The following is a 14511-nucleotide window of genomic DNA, read 5'->3' as shown; positions in this document are numbered from 1 at the left end:
GTTCGAGGAACTGTTTCACCGTGATTCGCGGCCCGGGCCGGACAGCGCGCCGGCTCCGAGGTCGAGCAGCTCCGCGGCCAGGTCGCGGCCGAGTTGCTCCGCTTCGCTCTTGCCGGCGACCGCCGAGGCGCGCAGCAGCTGCACACCCTCGTCGTCGAGGCCGGCGGCGGCGACCCCGCGCAGCGACACGTTCTCGATGACCGAGCCGTCCGCGTCGAGATCCTCCACCACCTCGGCGAGTGCGCCGACGGGCGCGCTGCAGCCGGCTTCGAGCGCGGCCAGCATGGCCCGCTCCGCCGTCACCGCGGCCCGTGTCGCTTCGTCGTCCACAATGGACCGAAGAAGGTGTTCGATGTCCACGTCGTCGACGCGGCACTCCACCGCCAGCGCGCCCTGTGCGGGCGCGGGCAGCATCTGGATCGGGTCCAGGGTCTCGGTGATCACGTCGGCCTTGCCGAGGCGGACCAGGCCGGCGCGGGCGAGCACGACGGCGTCCAGCTCGCCGTCGAAGACCTTGTTCAGCCGGGTGTCGATGTTGCCCCGGATGGGCACGACCTCGAAGCCGAGGCCGAGCGCGCGCAGCTGCGCCGTGCGGCGCGGCGAACCGGTGCCGATGCGGGCGCCGGGGGGCAGCTCGCCCAGCGTCAGCCCGTCGCGGGCGATCAGCGCGTCACGCGGGTCCTCCCGCGACGGCACGGCGGCCAGCACGATGCCGCGCTCGGGCGCCGTCGGCAGGTCCTTGTACGAGTGCACCGCGACGTCGACCTGCTTGTTCAGCAGGGCCTCGCGCAGCGCGGACGTGAACACGCCGACACCGATCTCCGCGATCGGCGCGCTGGAGCGGTCACCGGGCGTCGAGACCTTGACGATCTCGACCTCCAGGCCCGCCTTGCGCAGCGCGTCGGCGACCGTGCCGGTCTGGGTCAGGGCGAGGGCACTGCCCCGCGTCCCGATCCGAATGGTCCTCGTCACTTGCTTTCACCGTCTGTCCTGGGCAGGCGCTCGGTGGTCGGGCTCGACACGACGGCAGGCGATGCCGGGTCGAGCTCGAACAGCTCCCGCAGCGCGTTGGCGTAGTCCGTGCCCTGGGTTTCCGCGGCGAGCTGCTTCACACGCACCGTCGGCGCGTGCAGCAGCTTGTCCACGACCCGGCGCACGGTCCGGTTGAACTCGTCGCGGACCTCGGCGTCGAGGCCGGGCAGCCGGTTGTCCAGCCGCAGCATCTCGGCGTCGACGACCTCGGCGGCCCGCTTGCGCAGCGCGGTGACGGTCGGGGTGACCGCGGCGCTGCGCTGGGCGGCGAGGTACTCGCGCACCTCGTCCAGCACGATGCCATTGGCCTTGGCGATCTGCTTGGCGCTGCCCGCCGAGCCCAGCGAGTCCATCCGCTTCCGGACGGTCTCCAGGTCGACGAGGCGGACGCCGGGCAGGCTGTCCACGTCGGGGTGGACGTCCCGCGGCAGGCCGAGGTCGCACACCACCACCGGGCGCTCGCCGCGGCCGGCCAGGTGCGCGGGCGTGATGACGACGTCCTGCGCGCCGGTGCAGGCGACCACGACGTCGGCGTCGGCGAGGCGGGCGGTCAGCTCGTCCATGCCCGCGGCCACGGCGGGCACGCCCTGCTCGGTCACGTTGGCCGCGAGCCGCTCGGCGTTGGCCAGGGTGCGGTTGACGACCGTGATGCGGCCGATGCCGCTCTTGCGCAGCTGGCTCGCGGACAGCGCGCCCATCGAGCCGGCGCCGACGATCACCGCGTGCTTGCCCGCCAGGTCCGGCGCCTCGCCGAGGGCCTCGGACACCACGGACGCGCCGAGGTGGTCCAGACCGGTCTCGGTGTGCACGCGCTTGCCGACGCGCAGCGTGGTCTGGATCAGCTCGTGCAGGGTGCGGCCGACGGTGCCGGCCTCGCGCGCGGCGGCGTAGTAGTTGCGCACCTGGCCGAGGATCTGGGTCTCGCCGACGACCATCGAGTCCAGGCCGGAGGCCACGGAGAAGATGTGCTCGACGGCGGCGCCCGCGTAGTGCACGTAGAAGTTGTCGTAGAGGTCGGCGGCGTCGCAGCCGGCCTGGCGCGCGAGCACCTCGGAGATGTCGGCCAGACCGCCGTGGAACGCCTCGACCACCGAGTAGACCTCGATGCGGTTGCACGTCGAGACGAGCATGACCTCGTTCACGTGCGGCGACTGCTGGAGCTCGTGCAGCACCTTCTCCAGCTCGGTCGCGGGCACCGCGACCTTCTCCAGCGTCCGGAGATCGGCAGTGCGGTACGACAGCCCGACGGCCAGGACACTCACTTAGCGCACCACCATTCCGTTACCACCCACGTTCTCCGCTCGCTGGGCGACGTGGAACGACAGGATCTGCAGCTCCACGGCCAGGTCGACCTTGCGCACCTCGACATGGTCGGGCACCTGGAGGACCACCGGCGCGAAGTTCAGGATGCACTGCACCCCGCCCTGCACCAGCCGGTCGGCGACCGTCTGGGCCGCGGGCGGCGGCGTCGCGATGACGCCGATCGAGATCCCCCGCTCCGAGCACACCTCGGGGATGTCGTTGAGGTGCGACACCGGGATCCCGCCGACCGGAACGCCGATCAGGTCGGGGTCGATGTCGAACAGCGCCTCGACCGGGAACCCCCGGCCGGGAAAGCCTCCGTAATTGGCCAACGCATGACCGAGGTTACCGATTCCGACGACGGCGACCTTGTGCTGTCGCGTGAGTCCCAATATGCGCTCGAGCTGGGCCACCAGCACCGCGACCTCGTAGCCGACGCCGCGGGTGCCGTACGAGCCGAGGTAGGACAGGTCCTTGCGCAGCTTGGCGGAGTTCACGCCGGCGGCGGTGGCGAGCTCCTCGCTGGCCACGGTGGTCGCGCCCTGCTCGGACATGGCGGACAGGACGCGCAGGTACACGGCGAGACGGGCGACGGCGGCCTCTGGGATCGCGCGGACCCTGGCCTCCTCGGCGCCGTTCTCGGTGACCGCGGGCATCTCCGCGGTGGGGGCGTTGTCGGCGTCCGGGGTGGACAGCTTCCGGGCGACGGCCGAACCGTTTCGCCGGCCACGCTGTGACACCACGCCGGCCTCCTCGTTCCACGCCCTCGATGAGCTTCGAAATCCCTCTTGACCCGGGCCGCGAAGTCGGGTTTGATGCACGGCCGCCGTGAGGGGTACCGGCAATACGGTAGCCACTTGTGAACGCAGGCACAAAGTGGCTGGTCAACGGCATGACCGAAAGCACATCTAGCGCGCGGTGAAGGTGATCGTGTGCCAGCCGGTGGCGCCGTCCGGGACGACGTCGGCGAGCTGATCGGTCTGCGTGTAGCCGCTGCGGTCGGTCGCCCGCACCCGCACGGCGTGGCTACCCCGCGCGACCGGGACGTCCACCCACCACATGCGCCAGGCGTCCACCGTCACCTCGGTGGACAGCTCCGCCGTCGCCCACGGGCCGTCGTCCACGCTCACCTCGACCCGGTCGATCCCGGTGTGCTGCGCCCACGCGATCCCGGCGATCCGCACCTGCCCGGCGGCGACCGGGCCGCGCGGCGCGTCGATCCGCGACTCCGTCTTCACCGGCGCCTGCCGCGCCCAGCCGCGCTGCAGCCAGTACGGCGTGCGCGCGTCCCAGGTGGTGAGTTCCAGGTCGGTGACCCACTTCGTCGCCGAGACGTAGCCGTAGAGCCCGGGCACGACCAGCCGCGCCGGGAAGCCGTGCTCGATGGGCAGCGGCTCGCCGTTCATGCCGATCGCGAGCATCGCGCCGACGGACGGATCGGCCATCGCGGCCACCGGCGTGCCCGCGGTCCAGCCGTCCGCGCTGGTGGAGAACACCTGCTCGGCACCCGGGCGGACACCGGCCTCGGCCAGCAGCTCGGCGAGGTCGACGCCGATGAACCGCGCGGTCGAGATGTAGGGCCCGCCGACCGGGTTGGACACGCAGCACAGGGTCACGATCCGCTCGACCAGCGGCCGGTTCCGGATGTCGGACCAGGAGTAGGTGATCTCGCGGTCGACCATGCCGTGGACCCGCAGCGACCAGTCCTCGGTGCGCACCTGGGGCACCACGAGCGCGGTGTCGATGCGGTAGAAGTCCGCGTTGGGCGTGAGGAACGACGGCGTGCCGAACTTCGCGAAGTCCGCGCCGGCCGGGACCGGTGGCGCGGTCCGCGCGGGGACCAGCGGGCCGACCGCCGCCCGGGACCCTTCGGCGTCCTTGCTCGTGCCGACCAGCTGCCCGGCGATCCCGGCCACGCCGGCGCCCGCCACGGCGATCAGGAAGTTCCGCCGCGCGGCCGACGAGTGCTGCCCGTCGAGCGCGGTGCGGTGCAGCCACGAGAACACCGCGAGCCCGGCGACCAGGCTGACCACCGGCGCGAGCAACGCGATCTGCCCCAGGTCGGGGCGGGTGAACACGGCGGCTCCGCCGAGCACGCCGACCACGGCCACGAACACCAGCCCGGGCGCGGCCCGGCGGCGGGAGGCCAACCCGGCGGTCACCGCGAGCGCCAGCGCGACCACGGCCATGCCGGTCAGCAGCACGGCCTTGTCCGCGGTGCCGAACGCCCGCACCGCGAAGTCCTTGAGCCAGCCCGGGGTCAGGTCGATCGCCGCGTTGCCGACGGCGAAGAACGGCGACGCGCCCGCGCCGACGAACCCGGCCACCAGGTGCCCGGACCCGAGCGCGGCGACCAGGGCGATCACGCCGATCAGCCCGGCGACGGGCGCGGACAGCCGCGGCGACTCGACGTTCGTGCTCACGCCACCAGTCTGGCCCGGCGGGGCACCCCCGAGGGCTTACCGATCGCTTACGCCAGCGCGGCCCGGAGCCGGTCCTCCTCGACCTTCCAGTAGCCGTGCTCGGCGCCGTCGACCAGGATCACCGGCACCCGGTCGCCGTACTCGGCCTGCCACTCCGGGTCGCTGTCGACGTCCTCGGCGCGCCACGGCACGCCCAGCTCGGCGCAGATCCGCTCGACGTCCCGCTCCGCCTGGACGCACGACGAGCAGCCCTGGCGGGTCATCACGGTCACTTCGTGGGCCATGGGGAAATCATCCCCGCAGCTGGACCCGGCGCAGCTTCCCGGTCGCCGAATGCGGCAGCCGCTCGGCGAACTCGACCGTGTGCGGCACCTTGTACCCGGCCAGCCGCTCCGCGCAGTGCTCGACGACCTGCTGCTCGGACAGCGACGCACCGGGCGCGGGCACCACGACCGCCTTGACCGCCTCGCCGCTGCGCTCGTCGAGCACCCCCACCACGGCCGCCTCGGCGACCCCCGGCAGACCGGCGATGACCTCTTCGACCTCGTGCGGGTACACGTTGAAGCCGTTCACGATGATCAGGTCGTTGGCGCGGTCCACCAGGTGCAGGTCGCCGTCGCTGTCCAGGAACCCGACGTCGCCGGTGCGGAACCAGCCGTCCGCGTCCGGCCCGTGCGCCCCGTCCGGCCAGTAGCCGGAGAACAGGTTGGCGCCGCGGATCGCGACCAGACCGGTGCCGTCGCCGTCCTCCTCGAACACGTCCTCCGGGTCGTCCGGGTCGAGCGGCACCGGCTCGCCGGAGCCGTCCGGCCCGACCAGCCGGACCTCGACGCCGGGCAGCGGGCGGCCCGTCGAGCCGGGCTTCGGGTAGCCGGTGACCAGCGTCGACGTCACCACCGGCGCGGTCTCGGTGAGCCCGTAGCCCTCGAAGACGCCCAGCCCGGTCTTCTCCCGGATCGCGGCGAGGACCTTCGGGTGCAGCGGCGCCGCGCCCGAGGTGAGCAGGCGGACCGTGCCGAGGCCTGCGGCCAGCTCGTCCGGCTCCAGCTGGGCCAGCTCGGCGTACATCGCGGGGACCCCGCCGATCACGGTGACGCGGTGGTCCGCGCACGCCTGCAGCGCCTGCCGCGCGTCGAACCGCTCGGCCAGCACCGCCGTCGCGCCCACCGCGGTGCTCAGCAGCAGGCCGGGGCCGAGGCCGTAGACGTGGAACAGCGGGATGGCGATCAGCACCCGGTCCGGGTGCCCGACCGGCGCCGGGTCGATCCGGCCCAGCTGTTCGAGGTTGGCCAGCAGCGCGCGGTGCGACAGCATCACGCCGCGCGGCGGCCCGGTGGTGCCCGAGGTGTAGGACAGCACGGCGATGTCCTCACCGCCGCCGCGGACGGGGAAATTCGCACCGGGGCCGATTTCCGGCCGCAGCACCGGCGCGTCGTCCGTCCCGTCGTCGGGGTTCCGGCTGATCACCAGGCGCGCGCCGCTGTGGGCGAGCACGGTGTCCAGCTCGGGGCGCGGGGCCAGCGGCGAGACCGGCACCGCGATCGCACCGCACCGGGTGACGCCGAAGAGGGTGACGGCGAAGTCCGCCGAGGTGGGCAGCCGCAGCGCGACCCGGTCGCCGGCACCCACGCCCCGGTCCGCAAGGCGTTGCGCGAGCCCCCCGGCGGCCGCGTCCAGCTGCGACCAGGTCAGGCTGACGCCGGCGGCGGTGTCGATCACCGCGACGGCGTCCGGCCACTGCTCCGCGGCGCCGGTGAGCAGGTCGGCGATGTTGCCGGTTTTCATGGGGTCAGTGTGGCACCAGCTCACCCGTCATGGGGAAGCTCGGCGATCGTCGCTCTTCCGAGACCCCCGCCACTACCTACTTCCGGGTAACTACCCGTATGCTGCTTCTCGCGTCGTAGTGGTGATGATCACTCGGGTCGGACGAAGGAGTCGCCGTGACGAACTGGCTTGCCGCCCGCCCAGCGGGTCTGCACGTCGGCACGGTCACCCGCGTGCACGAGGTGCCGGACGAGCAGGCGGGGCCGTGGGCCCTGGTCCGCGCTGCCCAGCAGGGTGACACCGCCGCCTTCGGCGCGCTCTACGACCAGTACGTCGACGTCGTCTACCGCTACGTGTACTTCCGCCTCAGCGACCGCGAGCTCGCCGAGGACATCACGAGCGAGACGTTCCTGCGGGCGCTGCGGCGCATCTCGTCGGTCAGCTACCAGGGCCGCGACGTGGGCGCCTGGTTCGTCACCATCGCCCGCAACATCGTGCTCGACCACCTCAAGTCCAGCCGGTACAAGCTCGAGGTGGTCACCGACGAGGTGGCCGACTCGGGCACCGCGCCGTTCGCCGCGCCCTCGGGCGCGGAACCGGGCCCGGAGCAGCAGGCGGTCACCAGCGCGACGCGCGACGCGCTGCTGTCCGCGATCGCCGGGCTGGGCGAGGACCAGCGGGAATGCATCGTCCTGCGGTTCATCCAGGGCCTGTCGCTGGCCGAAACGGCGCAGATCATGAAGCGCAACGAGGGCGCCATCAAGGCGTTGCAGCACCGCGCGGTGCGCAAGCTCGCCCAGCTCCTCCCGGACGGGTGGCGCTGAACGCGTAACAACCGGACGGTTTGCGTCGTTGCAGCAGGTGTGGACGAGCACCGGTGGACGGCGCGCGAGCTGGAAGTCATCTCCGGTCTCCGCGGGCTCGGTCGCGCCGTCGAACCGGACGACGACACCAAGGCGCGGATCCGCGCCGAGATCTCGCGGAAGCTGGATGCGGAACCCAGCAGGCGGCGCCGCGCGCTGGCGACCGTCCTCGCCGCCGCGGCCGCGCTGATCGTCTTCGTCGGCGGGGTCGGCCTGCTGCTCTCCCGCGGCTCGCTGCCCGGTGACCCGCTCTACGGCATGAAGCTGGCGAGCGAGGACGCCGAGCTGCAGCTCACCTTCGACGAAGCCGCGCGCGGGTCCAAGCACCTGCAGTTCGCGTCGAACCGGCTGGACGAACTCGCCGCGATGCCGTCGGCGGACACCGGCGCTTTTCTGACAACGTTGTCGGCATTCGCCGCGGAGGCGACGGCCGGGACGGCGCAGCTCACGGTGCTCGGTGTGCAGGGCGACACGGCCCGGCTGGACCAGCTGCGGACGTGGGCGAGCGAGCAGGCGGGCAAGCTCGCCGCCCTCGACGTGCCGGACGGCGCCCGCAACGGGTTCACGCAGGCCGGAACGCTGCTCAACCGCATCGACGCGCGGGCGGCGGCGCTGGCCGGGCGGCTGTCCTGCTACCGCATCACCACCGGCGAGGCGGACGACCTCGGCGCGGTCCCGGCCACCGGCGAGTGCGCCGTGCCGCCGGACGCGCTGCTCGGGATCCCGTCAGGCGCGCCGCTGCCGCCGGTGAGCACGGTGTCCCCGCCGCCGGTGGAAATCGCCACGACGCCCACCGCGCCGGGCAGCAGCGCCCCGGTCGTGCCCACCGCGACCGGTCCGGTGCCCCCGTCGAGCAGCGGATGGACGCCGACGGTCCTGCCGCCGCCGATCAGCGCGCCGACCAGCACCCGGCTCCCCACCCCGACGACCACGACGCCACCGCCGCTGATCTCGATCCCACCGCTGATCCCCGGCCTGCCGGGGCTCGGCATCGGCTAGTGCAGGACCTTCAACCCCACGACCCCCGCCACGATCAGCCCCAGGCACACCAGCCGGGCCGCGGTGGCCGGTTCGCCCAGCGCGACCATGCCGTAGACGGCGGTGCCGATCGCGCCGATGCCCACCCACACGGCGTACCCGGTGCCGATGGGGATCGACCGCATCGCGTAGGAAAGCCCGGCCATGCTGGCGACCAGCGCGACGACGAACAACACACTGGGCCCCACCCTGGTGAAGCCGCGCGCCGCGTTCAGCGCCGCGGCCCAGACGGTTTCCAGGATCCCGGACACGATGAGCACGATCCACGCCACGACGAGACACCTCCGAACGAAAGCCGACGTCCTCCCACGTCGTCTTGTCCTGCCGGGTACGACGTCTCGTCCGGGGTGGCGCGCCACCGCCGCCGACGTTACCCCGGCCCGCGTCGCTGGGCGCGGAACACCACGAACAGCAGCCGCAGCCCCAGCAACGCGCTGACCACCAGCAGGTTGTAGCCGAACAGCTGGTTCAGCGTCAGCTCCGGCAGCACCCGCGGCCCGCCGGTGCTCGCGAGCAGCAGCACCGCCATCAGGCCGGTCGCGGCGCCGGTCAGGGCCAGCAGCACCTCGTGCAGCATGCCGAAGACCACCGCGCGGTCCCGTTCGTCGGCGAAGGTGCGGACGTTCACCGTCAGCCGGCCCTGCTCCAGCGCCGACGTCAGCCGATCCACGCGGCGGGGCAGCCGTCGCAGCACCGGCAGCAGCGCGAGCAGCTCGTCGGTCGCCGCGCCGCGCAGGGACCCCGGCTGCAGCCGCTCCCCCACCAGGGACCCGGCGAACTTCCGGGACTCGCCGAGGATGTCGAACCCCAGCGACAGCAGCCCGAGCGTGCCCTCCACCGTCGCCAGCGCGCGGAACACCGCCGCGATGGCGGGCGGGATCGACAGCCGGAACTCGGCGATGATCCGGAACAGGTCGGTGAACATGTCCACGTCCGGCGACCGCCCGTGCGACAGGTGCTTGGCCATCAACGCGCCCAGCGCCCGCTCCAGGCGCTGCTCGTCGATCTCGTCCGGCCGGTCCACGATCTCCAAGAGCCCGTCCCGCAGCCCCTCCGGATCGCCGCGGTCGACGGCGGCGAACAGGTTCGCCAGCCCGCCGCGCAGTGACGAGTCGAGCCGGCCCACCGAACCGAAGTCGAGGAGCCCGAGGTTGCCGTCGGCGAGGAGCAGGACGTTGCCCGGGTGCGGGTCGGCGTGGAAGACGCCGTGCAGCAGGACCTGCCGCAGCAGCGAGTCGAGCAGGCCGCGGGCCAGCACCGCGCGCCGCTCGGCCGGGACGTCGCCGATGCCCTCCCGCACCGGCACGCCGTCCAGCCGCCGCATGACCAGCACACGTTCGCCGGACAGCTTGGCGTGCACGGCGGGCAGCGCGAGCCCCGTGCCGTTCTCCGCGGCGGCGACCGCGGTGAGGTTGCGGGCCTCGACCCGGAAGTCCAGCTCCTCGGTGAGCGCGGCGCGGAACCCCTCGGCGAGGTCGAGGACGCCCAGCGACCGGGCCCAGGCCGCGCGCAGCTGCAACGAGCGCGCGACGCGGAAGACGATGTCCAGGTCGCGCTCCACGATCCGGTCGATGCCCGGCCGCCGCACCTTGACGACCACGTCCTCGCCGCTGTGCAGCCGGGCCCGGTACACCTGCGCGATCGACGCGGCGCCGAGCGGTTCGGGGTCGAACTCGGCGAACACCTCGGCGGTCGGGCGGCCCAGCTCGGCCTCCAGCTCGCGCTCGATGTCGGCGAACGGGGCGGGCGCGACGCGGTCCTGCAGCAGGCTCAGCTCGTCGACGAACACCTGCGGCAACACGTCCGGCCGCGTCGACAGGACCTGGCCGAGCTTGACGAACGTCGCGCCGCCGTCCTCCAGCGCGCGCCGCAGCGAGCGGGCCAGGGTGGCGTGCCTGCCGGAGTCGGTGACGCGACGGCCGGTCAGGTACGGCCCGATGCCGTGCTTCACCGCGATCCGCATGATCTGCGAGTACCGGCGGGTCCGGGCGAACCGCGCGCGCAGCGACCGGAGACGGCCGAGCAGCCCGAGCCCGCCGCCGCTGGGGACCGCCATCTCGGCGAGGAACAGGAAGATCAGCGTCGCCAGGAACGCGCACCCGGCGAGTGGGATGAGGAAGCCCAGGTAGACGGGGTCGGAGTCGCGGGTGAGGGGCGCGATCCGGACGGCGAGGCCCCCGGCGACGGCCCACCCGGCGGCCGCGCCGAGCAACGCCCGCAACGCCCCGATCCGCACCCCCAGCACGCGGCGCGAAGCGACCACGAGCGGCCACAGCATCAGGACGTAGACGGGCACGCTGAGCAGCCCCAGCAGCACGGTCGACATGACGATTCCCCCGGGGTCGCAGTCACTGCCCCGAATCGAAGCACATCGGCGCCAGGCGCGGAGGGATCGCCTGATCCGGATCCGTGACGTGCTCGCTACGCTGACCCCAGGGACGAGCGCAGGAGGCGGTGTGCGTGTGGCGCAGCAGGGGTGACGGCCCGGAACGCGAGCGGCTCGCCGAGATGGCCGGCGAGGCGTCGGCCGACGCCGCCGTGGCCATGGAGTCCCAGCTCGACGTGCCGCCCGCCCCGCCGGACCTGACCGCGGCCGCGTTCTTCGACGTCGACAACACGATGATGATGGGCGCGTCGATCTTCCACTTCGCCCGCGGTCTCGCCGCGCGCAAGTACTTCACGACCTCCGACCTGGCCGGGTTCGCGTGGCAGCAGATCAAGTTCCGGGTCGGCGGGCGCGAGTCGCACAGCGGCGTGCAGTCCAGCCGTGAGCAGGCGTTGTCGTTCGTCGCGGGCAAGACGGTCGCCGAGATGAACCAGGTCGGCGAAGAGATCTACGACGAGCTGATGGCCGACAAGATCTGGTCGGGCACGCGCGCGCTGGCCGAGATGCACCTCAACGCGGGCCAGCGGGTGTGGCTGGTGACGGCGACGCCGGTCGAACTGGCGGCGATCATCTCCCGGCGGCTCGGGCTGACCGGCGCGCTGGGCACGGTCGCGGAGCACGTGGACGGCGTCTACACCGGCCGGTTGGTCGGGGACCTGCTGCACGGCCGGGCGAAGGCGCACGCGGTGCGGGCGCTGGCCGCGCGGGAGGGCCTGAACCTGCGGCGTTGCACGGCGTACTCGGACTCGTCGAATGACATCCCGATGCTGTCGGTGTGCGGCACGGCGGTGGCGGTCAACCCGGACGCCGGCCTGCGCGAGGTGGCACGCGCCCGCGGCTGGGAAATCCGCGACTTCCGGACCGGCCGGAAGGCCGCGAAGATCGGGGTGCCGTCGGTGCTGGGCGCGGGCGCGCTGGCCGGCGCGGTGGCGGCCGGAATGGCCTACCGCCGCCGCTGACCCCAGCCCGCGACCACCGCTCCGGCGGCTCGCCGCGGCGGGCGCGGCGAACCTACGGCCGCCGTTGCGGTCGCCGGTTCCGCGTCGACTCACCGGCTGGGATGCCGGTGACCAGGTTCGCCAGCTTCAGCACCTCGCCGACGGCGCGGCCCACCACGTACCCGATCCGCTTGATCAACCCCATGCCACCAGGATGGCACGGATCCGCTCAGTCCTTGAACGCGCTCCGCCGGTGCGCCAGCCTCCGGTACAGCGTCGTCTGGATCGACTCGCGCACCTGGTCGGTCAGCGAGAACACCAGCATCGGGTCGTCGAGGTCCTCCTCGGCGAAACCGTCGGTCCTGATGGGCTCCCCGAACTCGATGTGCCACTTCGTCGGCAGCGGGATCGCGCCCAGCGGCCCGAGCAGCGGGAAGAACGGCGTCACCGGGAAGTACGGCAGCCCGAGCAACCGCGCCAGCGGCTTCAGGTCGCCGATCTTCGGGTAGATCTCCTCCGCCCCGACGATCGAGCACGGGATGATCGGCACCCGCGTCCGCAGCGCCGCCGACACGAACCCGCCGCGCCCGAACCGCTGCAGCCGGTACCGCGCCGAGAACGGCTTGCCGATGCCCTTGTAACCCTCCGGCCACACCCCGACCAGCTCGCCCGAGCACAGCAGCCGCTCGGCGTCGGACGTGCACGCCAGCGTCTGCCCGGTCTTGCGGGCCAGCGCCCCGAGCAGCGGCGTCTGGAACACCAGGTCCGCGCCGAGCATGCGCAGGTGCCGGTGCCCCGGCGTCTCTTCGTGCACGGCGACCGCCGTCATAACTGCGTCCAGCGGCACCGTGCCGGAGTGGTTGCACACGATGAGCGCGCCACCGTCGGCGGGCAGGTTCTCTGCGCCGTGCGTGGTCACCCGGAAGTACTTCTCGTACAGCAGCCGCAACGGCGGCAGCAGCAGGTTGTCGGTCAGCTCCGGGTCGAACCCGAACTCGTCGACTTCGTAGTCGCCGGTCAGCCGGTGCCGCAGGAACCCGAGGAACCTGCTCAGCGCGTCCGGTTCCGGTGCGGGCGGCTCCTCCGGCGCGATCCTCGTCGGGAACGCCACGACGGGCGCGTCGGCGGGGGTTTCCCCGGCGCGCGCCTCGACGTCCGCCGGCTTCTCTCGTCCGGGTGCGTGCAGGGGGATGACCTGGGCTTGCGCGCTGGTCGTCACTTCTCTTGCCCCGCTTTCCTCTCTTCGGTCATCGGACTGCCGCCAGCACCTTGCCGGCCGCTCCGGCCAGCTGCTCACCGTCCAGCACGGGCCGCAGACCGCGCCCGGTGACGTAGTCGTCGAAGGCCGCCTCGGTGGACCACCGCGGCCGGTAACCGAACACGTCGGTCAGCCGCGTCGTGTCGACGACCCGCCCGTAGTTCAGCAGGCGCACCTGGTCCGGCGAGAAGTCGACCCTCGCGCCACGCAGCATCTTGGCCACCGTGCCCACCATGGTTCGCGGCACCGGCAGCTCGACCCGGCCCGCGCGCCGGATCGCTTGAGACAGTGTGAGTACCCCGTCGCCGCCGGCGTTGAACACGCCCGGTTTGTCTTCCAGGGTCGCCTTTTCCAGGATCGCCAGCGCGTCCGACGAATGGAGCAACTGCAAGCGCGCGTCGTAGCCGAGCACGGTCGGCACGACCGGGAGCGCGAAGTAGCGGGCCAGCACGGTGTCGACGTCCGGCCCGATGACGTTGGTGAAGCGCGTGGTGGTGATGGTGAGGTCGGGCCTACGGCGGGCCAGGCCGCGCACGTAGCCCTCCATCTCGACGGCGTCCTTGGCGTAGCCACTGGACGAGGTCGGGATCAGCTCGGAGTCCTCGGTGAAGACGGCCGGGGAGCGGGGCCCGGCGCCGTAGACGGCGGCGGTGGACTTCACGACGAGCTTGCGCACCCGGGGCGCGCGCTGGCAGGCGGCGAGCAGGCGCATCGTGCCGATGACGTTGACTTCCTTGATCGCCGTGCGACGGGCCGGGCCTGCCGGGTGCACGGTGGTCGAGCAGTGCACGACCGTGTCGACGCCCGCGGAGTCGATGACCTTGGCGATCAGCGGGTTGCGGATGTCGGCCCGGACGAACTCGGCGTGGCCGAGGCGCTGCAGGACCTTGCGGGGCGGTGGCGCTGTGTCGACGCCGATGACCCGCTCCAGGTCCGGGTTGTTGCCAAGCCGTACCAGCAGCCTGCCTCCGAGTTCGCCGCCGACCCCGGTGACCAGCACGACGTTGGACGCCATGAAACCCCCTGACAAGGGTGTGGGATGTGGTGTTCGCGGCAGTGGCCGATGCTACCCCGGACCCGGGCCGGAGTCAGGAGGCCTAACACGCTATTAACCCAGGTCAGGGACTTTGGTCACTGATCGCCGGAAAAAGCGCACGGCCCGCCCAGGATCTGGACGGGCCGCGTGAAGAGGCGTTCGCGCAGGATTTACTTGCCCTGCTTGCGGCGCTGCATCCGCGTCCGGCGCAGCAGCTTGCGGTGCTTCTTCTTGGACATGCGCTTGCGGCGCTTCTTGATCACCGAGCCCACAGGTGCTCCTTCACGTTTCGTCTGCTTCACACGCTGCCCAGCGCAACGTCCAAAGAGTTGAAGCGCTACAGGCACGAGCGGCCTTTAAGGTTACCGGGCGGGCCCCCGGCCGATCGTGCTGGCCATCAAGAAACCGATCACCATCGCGGTGCTCGACGAGGTCGTCAAGGTCATCGAGACCGGCAACTACCCGGAAAAC

General features: G+C 72.4%; 15 protein-coding genes, 1 pseudogene and 1 riboswitch. Of the genes and pseudogenes, 4 read left to right on the top strand and 12 right to left on the bottom strand.

Annotated elements, in window-relative coordinates; translation table 11 throughout:
• Positions 1–15: 15 nt before the first annotated feature.
• The 6 genes from hemC to ABZ215_RS00055 all read right to left on the bottom strand — a co-directional run bounded on the left by hemC (position 16) and on the right by ABZ215_RS00055 (position 6542).
• Positions 16–972, bottom strand: coding sequence for a hydroxymethylbilane synthase (gene hemC / locus ABZ215_RS00080; protein ID WP_354946634.1), 957 nt, complete (start codon positions 970–972; stop codon positions 16–18).
• Complete coding sequence (locus ABZ215_RS00075) at positions 969–2294, bottom strand: glutamyl-tRNA reductase (RefSeq protein WP_020417383.1); 1326 nt, start codon at positions 2292–2294, stop codon at positions 969–971. The genes hemC and ABZ215_RS00075 overlap by 4 nt, the downstream gene beginning before the upstream one ends.
• The gene (locus ABZ215_RS00070; protein ID WP_354946632.1) at positions 2295–3077 is read right to left on the bottom strand and encodes a redox-sensing transcriptional repressor Rex; all 783 of its coding nucleotides are present in this window, start codon (positions 3075–3077) and stop codon (positions 2295–2297) included.
• A gap of 165 nt (positions 3078–3242) precedes the next feature.
• Positions 3243–4757 carry a molybdopterin-dependent oxidoreductase gene (locus ABZ215_RS00065; RefSeq protein ID WP_354946630.1) on the bottom strand — a complete coding sequence of 505 codons (1515 nt, stop codon included), beginning with the start codon at positions 4755–4757 and terminating at the stop codon, positions 3243–3245.
• A gap of 47 nt (positions 4758–4804) precedes the next feature.
• On the bottom strand, positions 4805–5041 hold the full coding sequence (locus tag ABZ215_RS00060) for a glutaredoxin family protein (RefSeq protein WP_020417380.1): 237 nt from the start codon (positions 5039–5041) through the stop codon (positions 4805–4807).
• A 7-nt stretch (positions 5042–5048) separates the two neighbouring features.
• Positions 5049–6542, bottom strand: a complete 1494-nt coding sequence (locus ABZ215_RS00055) for an AMP-binding protein (protein ID WP_354710032.1) — start codon at positions 6540–6542, stop codon at positions 5049–5051.
• A 212-nt stretch (positions 6543–6754) separates the two neighbouring features.
• On the opposite strand from ABZ215_RS00055, the gene ABZ215_RS00050 reads away from it, so the two are divergent.
• On the top strand, positions 6755–7345 hold the full coding sequence (locus ABZ215_RS00050) for a sigma-70 family RNA polymerase sigma factor (protein ID WP_237336279.1): 591 nt from the start codon (positions 6755–6757) through the stop codon (positions 7343–7345).
• Between the two features lie 39 nt (positions 7346–7384).
• Entirely contained in the window at positions 7385–8383 is a 999-nt protein-coding gene (locus ABZ215_RS00045; protein WP_354946628.1) for a DUF5667 domain-containing protein, read from the top strand.
• On the opposite strand, the gene ABZ215_RS00040 is transcribed toward ABZ215_RS00045, so the two are convergent.
• Both ABZ215_RS00040 and ABZ215_RS00035 read right to left on the bottom strand, forming a co-directional pair.
• Entirely contained in the window at positions 8380–8694 is a 315-nt protein-coding gene (locus ABZ215_RS00040) for an SMR family transporter (protein ID WP_020417376.1), read from the bottom strand. The genes ABZ215_RS00045 and ABZ215_RS00040 overlap by 4 nt on opposite strands.
• A gap of 33 nt (positions 8695–8727) precedes the next feature.
• A riboswitch (guanidine-III (ykkC-III) riboswitch) is annotated at positions 8728–8790 on the bottom strand.
• Between the two features lie 2 nt (positions 8791–8792).
• Positions 8793–10748 carry an AarF/UbiB family protein gene (locus ABZ215_RS00035; protein ID WP_354946626.1) on the bottom strand — a complete coding sequence of 652 codons (1956 nt, stop codon included), beginning with the start codon at positions 10746–10748 and terminating at the stop codon, positions 8793–8795.
• Between the two features lie 182 nt (positions 10749–10930).
• On the opposite strand from ABZ215_RS00035, the gene ABZ215_RS00030 reads away from it, so the two are divergent.
• Complete coding sequence (locus ABZ215_RS00030) at positions 10931–11767, top strand: HAD-IB family hydrolase (protein WP_223843283.1); 837 nt, start codon at positions 10931–10933, stop codon at positions 11765–11767.
• A 52-nt stretch (positions 11768–11819) separates the two neighbouring features.
• On the opposite strand, the gene ABZ215_RS00025 is transcribed toward ABZ215_RS00030, so the two are convergent.
• The 4 genes from ABZ215_RS00025 to ABZ215_RS00010 all read right to left on the bottom strand — a co-directional run bounded on the left by ABZ215_RS00025 (position 11820) and on the right by ABZ215_RS00010 (position 14312).
• The gene (locus ABZ215_RS00025; RefSeq protein ID WP_354946624.1) at positions 11820–11951 is read right to left on the bottom strand and encodes a hypothetical protein; all 132 of its coding nucleotides are present in this window, start codon (positions 11949–11951) and stop codon (positions 11820–11822) included.
• 24 nt (positions 11952–11975) lie between these two features.
• On the bottom strand, positions 11976–12965 hold the full coding sequence (locus ABZ215_RS00020; protein ID WP_354946622.1) for a lysophospholipid acyltransferase family protein: 990 nt from the start codon (positions 12963–12965) through the stop codon (positions 11976–11978).
• A gap of 28 nt (positions 12966–12993) precedes the next feature.
• A complete protein-coding gene (locus ABZ215_RS00015; RefSeq protein ID WP_020417372.1) occupies positions 12994–14019 on the bottom strand; it encodes an NAD-dependent epimerase/dehydratase family protein in 1026 nt (341 codons plus the stop codon).
• A 191-nt stretch (positions 14020–14210) separates the two neighbouring features.
• The gene (locus tag ABZ215_RS00010) at positions 14211–14312 is read right to left on the bottom strand and encodes an AURKAIP1/COX24 domain-containing protein (RefSeq protein WP_017986394.1); all 102 of its coding nucleotides are present in this window, start codon (positions 14310–14312) and stop codon (positions 14211–14213) included.
• 106 nt (positions 14313–14418) lie between these two features.
• On the opposite strand from ABZ215_RS00010, the pseudogene ABZ215_RS00005 reads away from it, so the two are divergent.
• A pseudogene (locus ABZ215_RS00005) lies at positions 14419–14511 on the top strand (ion transporter); the annotation flags it as partial.

The sequence above is a fragment of the Amycolatopsis sp. NPDC006131 genome (assembly GCF_040614175.1).
GTDB classification, from domain to species: Bacteria; Actinomycetota; Actinomycetes; order Mycobacteriales; family Pseudonocardiaceae; genus Amycolatopsis_E; species Amycolatopsis_E tucumanensis.
Note: the sequence above shows the minus strand (reverse complement) of the source record. Positions and strands in the feature narration are given on the sequence as shown.

Excerpts from the sequence above, each read along its gene's own strand:
- ABZ215_RS00060 (WP_020417380.1), bottom strand. The coding sequence starts at position 5,041 with ATGGCCCACGAAGTGACCGTGATGACCCGCCAGGGCTGCTCGTCGTGC.
- ABZ215_RS00055 (WP_354710032.1), bottom strand. The coding sequence starts at position 6,542 with ATGAAAACCGGCAACATCGCCGACCTGCTCACCGGCGCCGCGGAGCAG.
- ABZ215_RS00035 (WP_354946626.1), bottom strand. The coding sequence starts at position 10,748 with ATGTCGACCGTGCTGCTGGGGCTGCTCAGCGTGCCCGTCTACGTCCTG.
- ABZ215_RS00030 (WP_223843283.1), top strand. The coding sequence starts at position 10,931 with ATGGCCGGCGAGGCGTCGGCCGACGCCGCCGTGGCCATGGAGTCCCAG.
- ABZ215_RS00025 (WP_354946624.1), bottom strand. The coding sequence starts at position 11,951 with ATGGGGTTGATCAAGCGGATCGGGTACGTGGTGGGCCGCGCCGTCGGC.
- ABZ215_RS00015 (WP_020417372.1), bottom strand. The coding sequence starts at position 14,019 with ATGGCGTCCAACGTCGTGCTGGTCACCGGGGTCGGCGGCGAACTCGGA.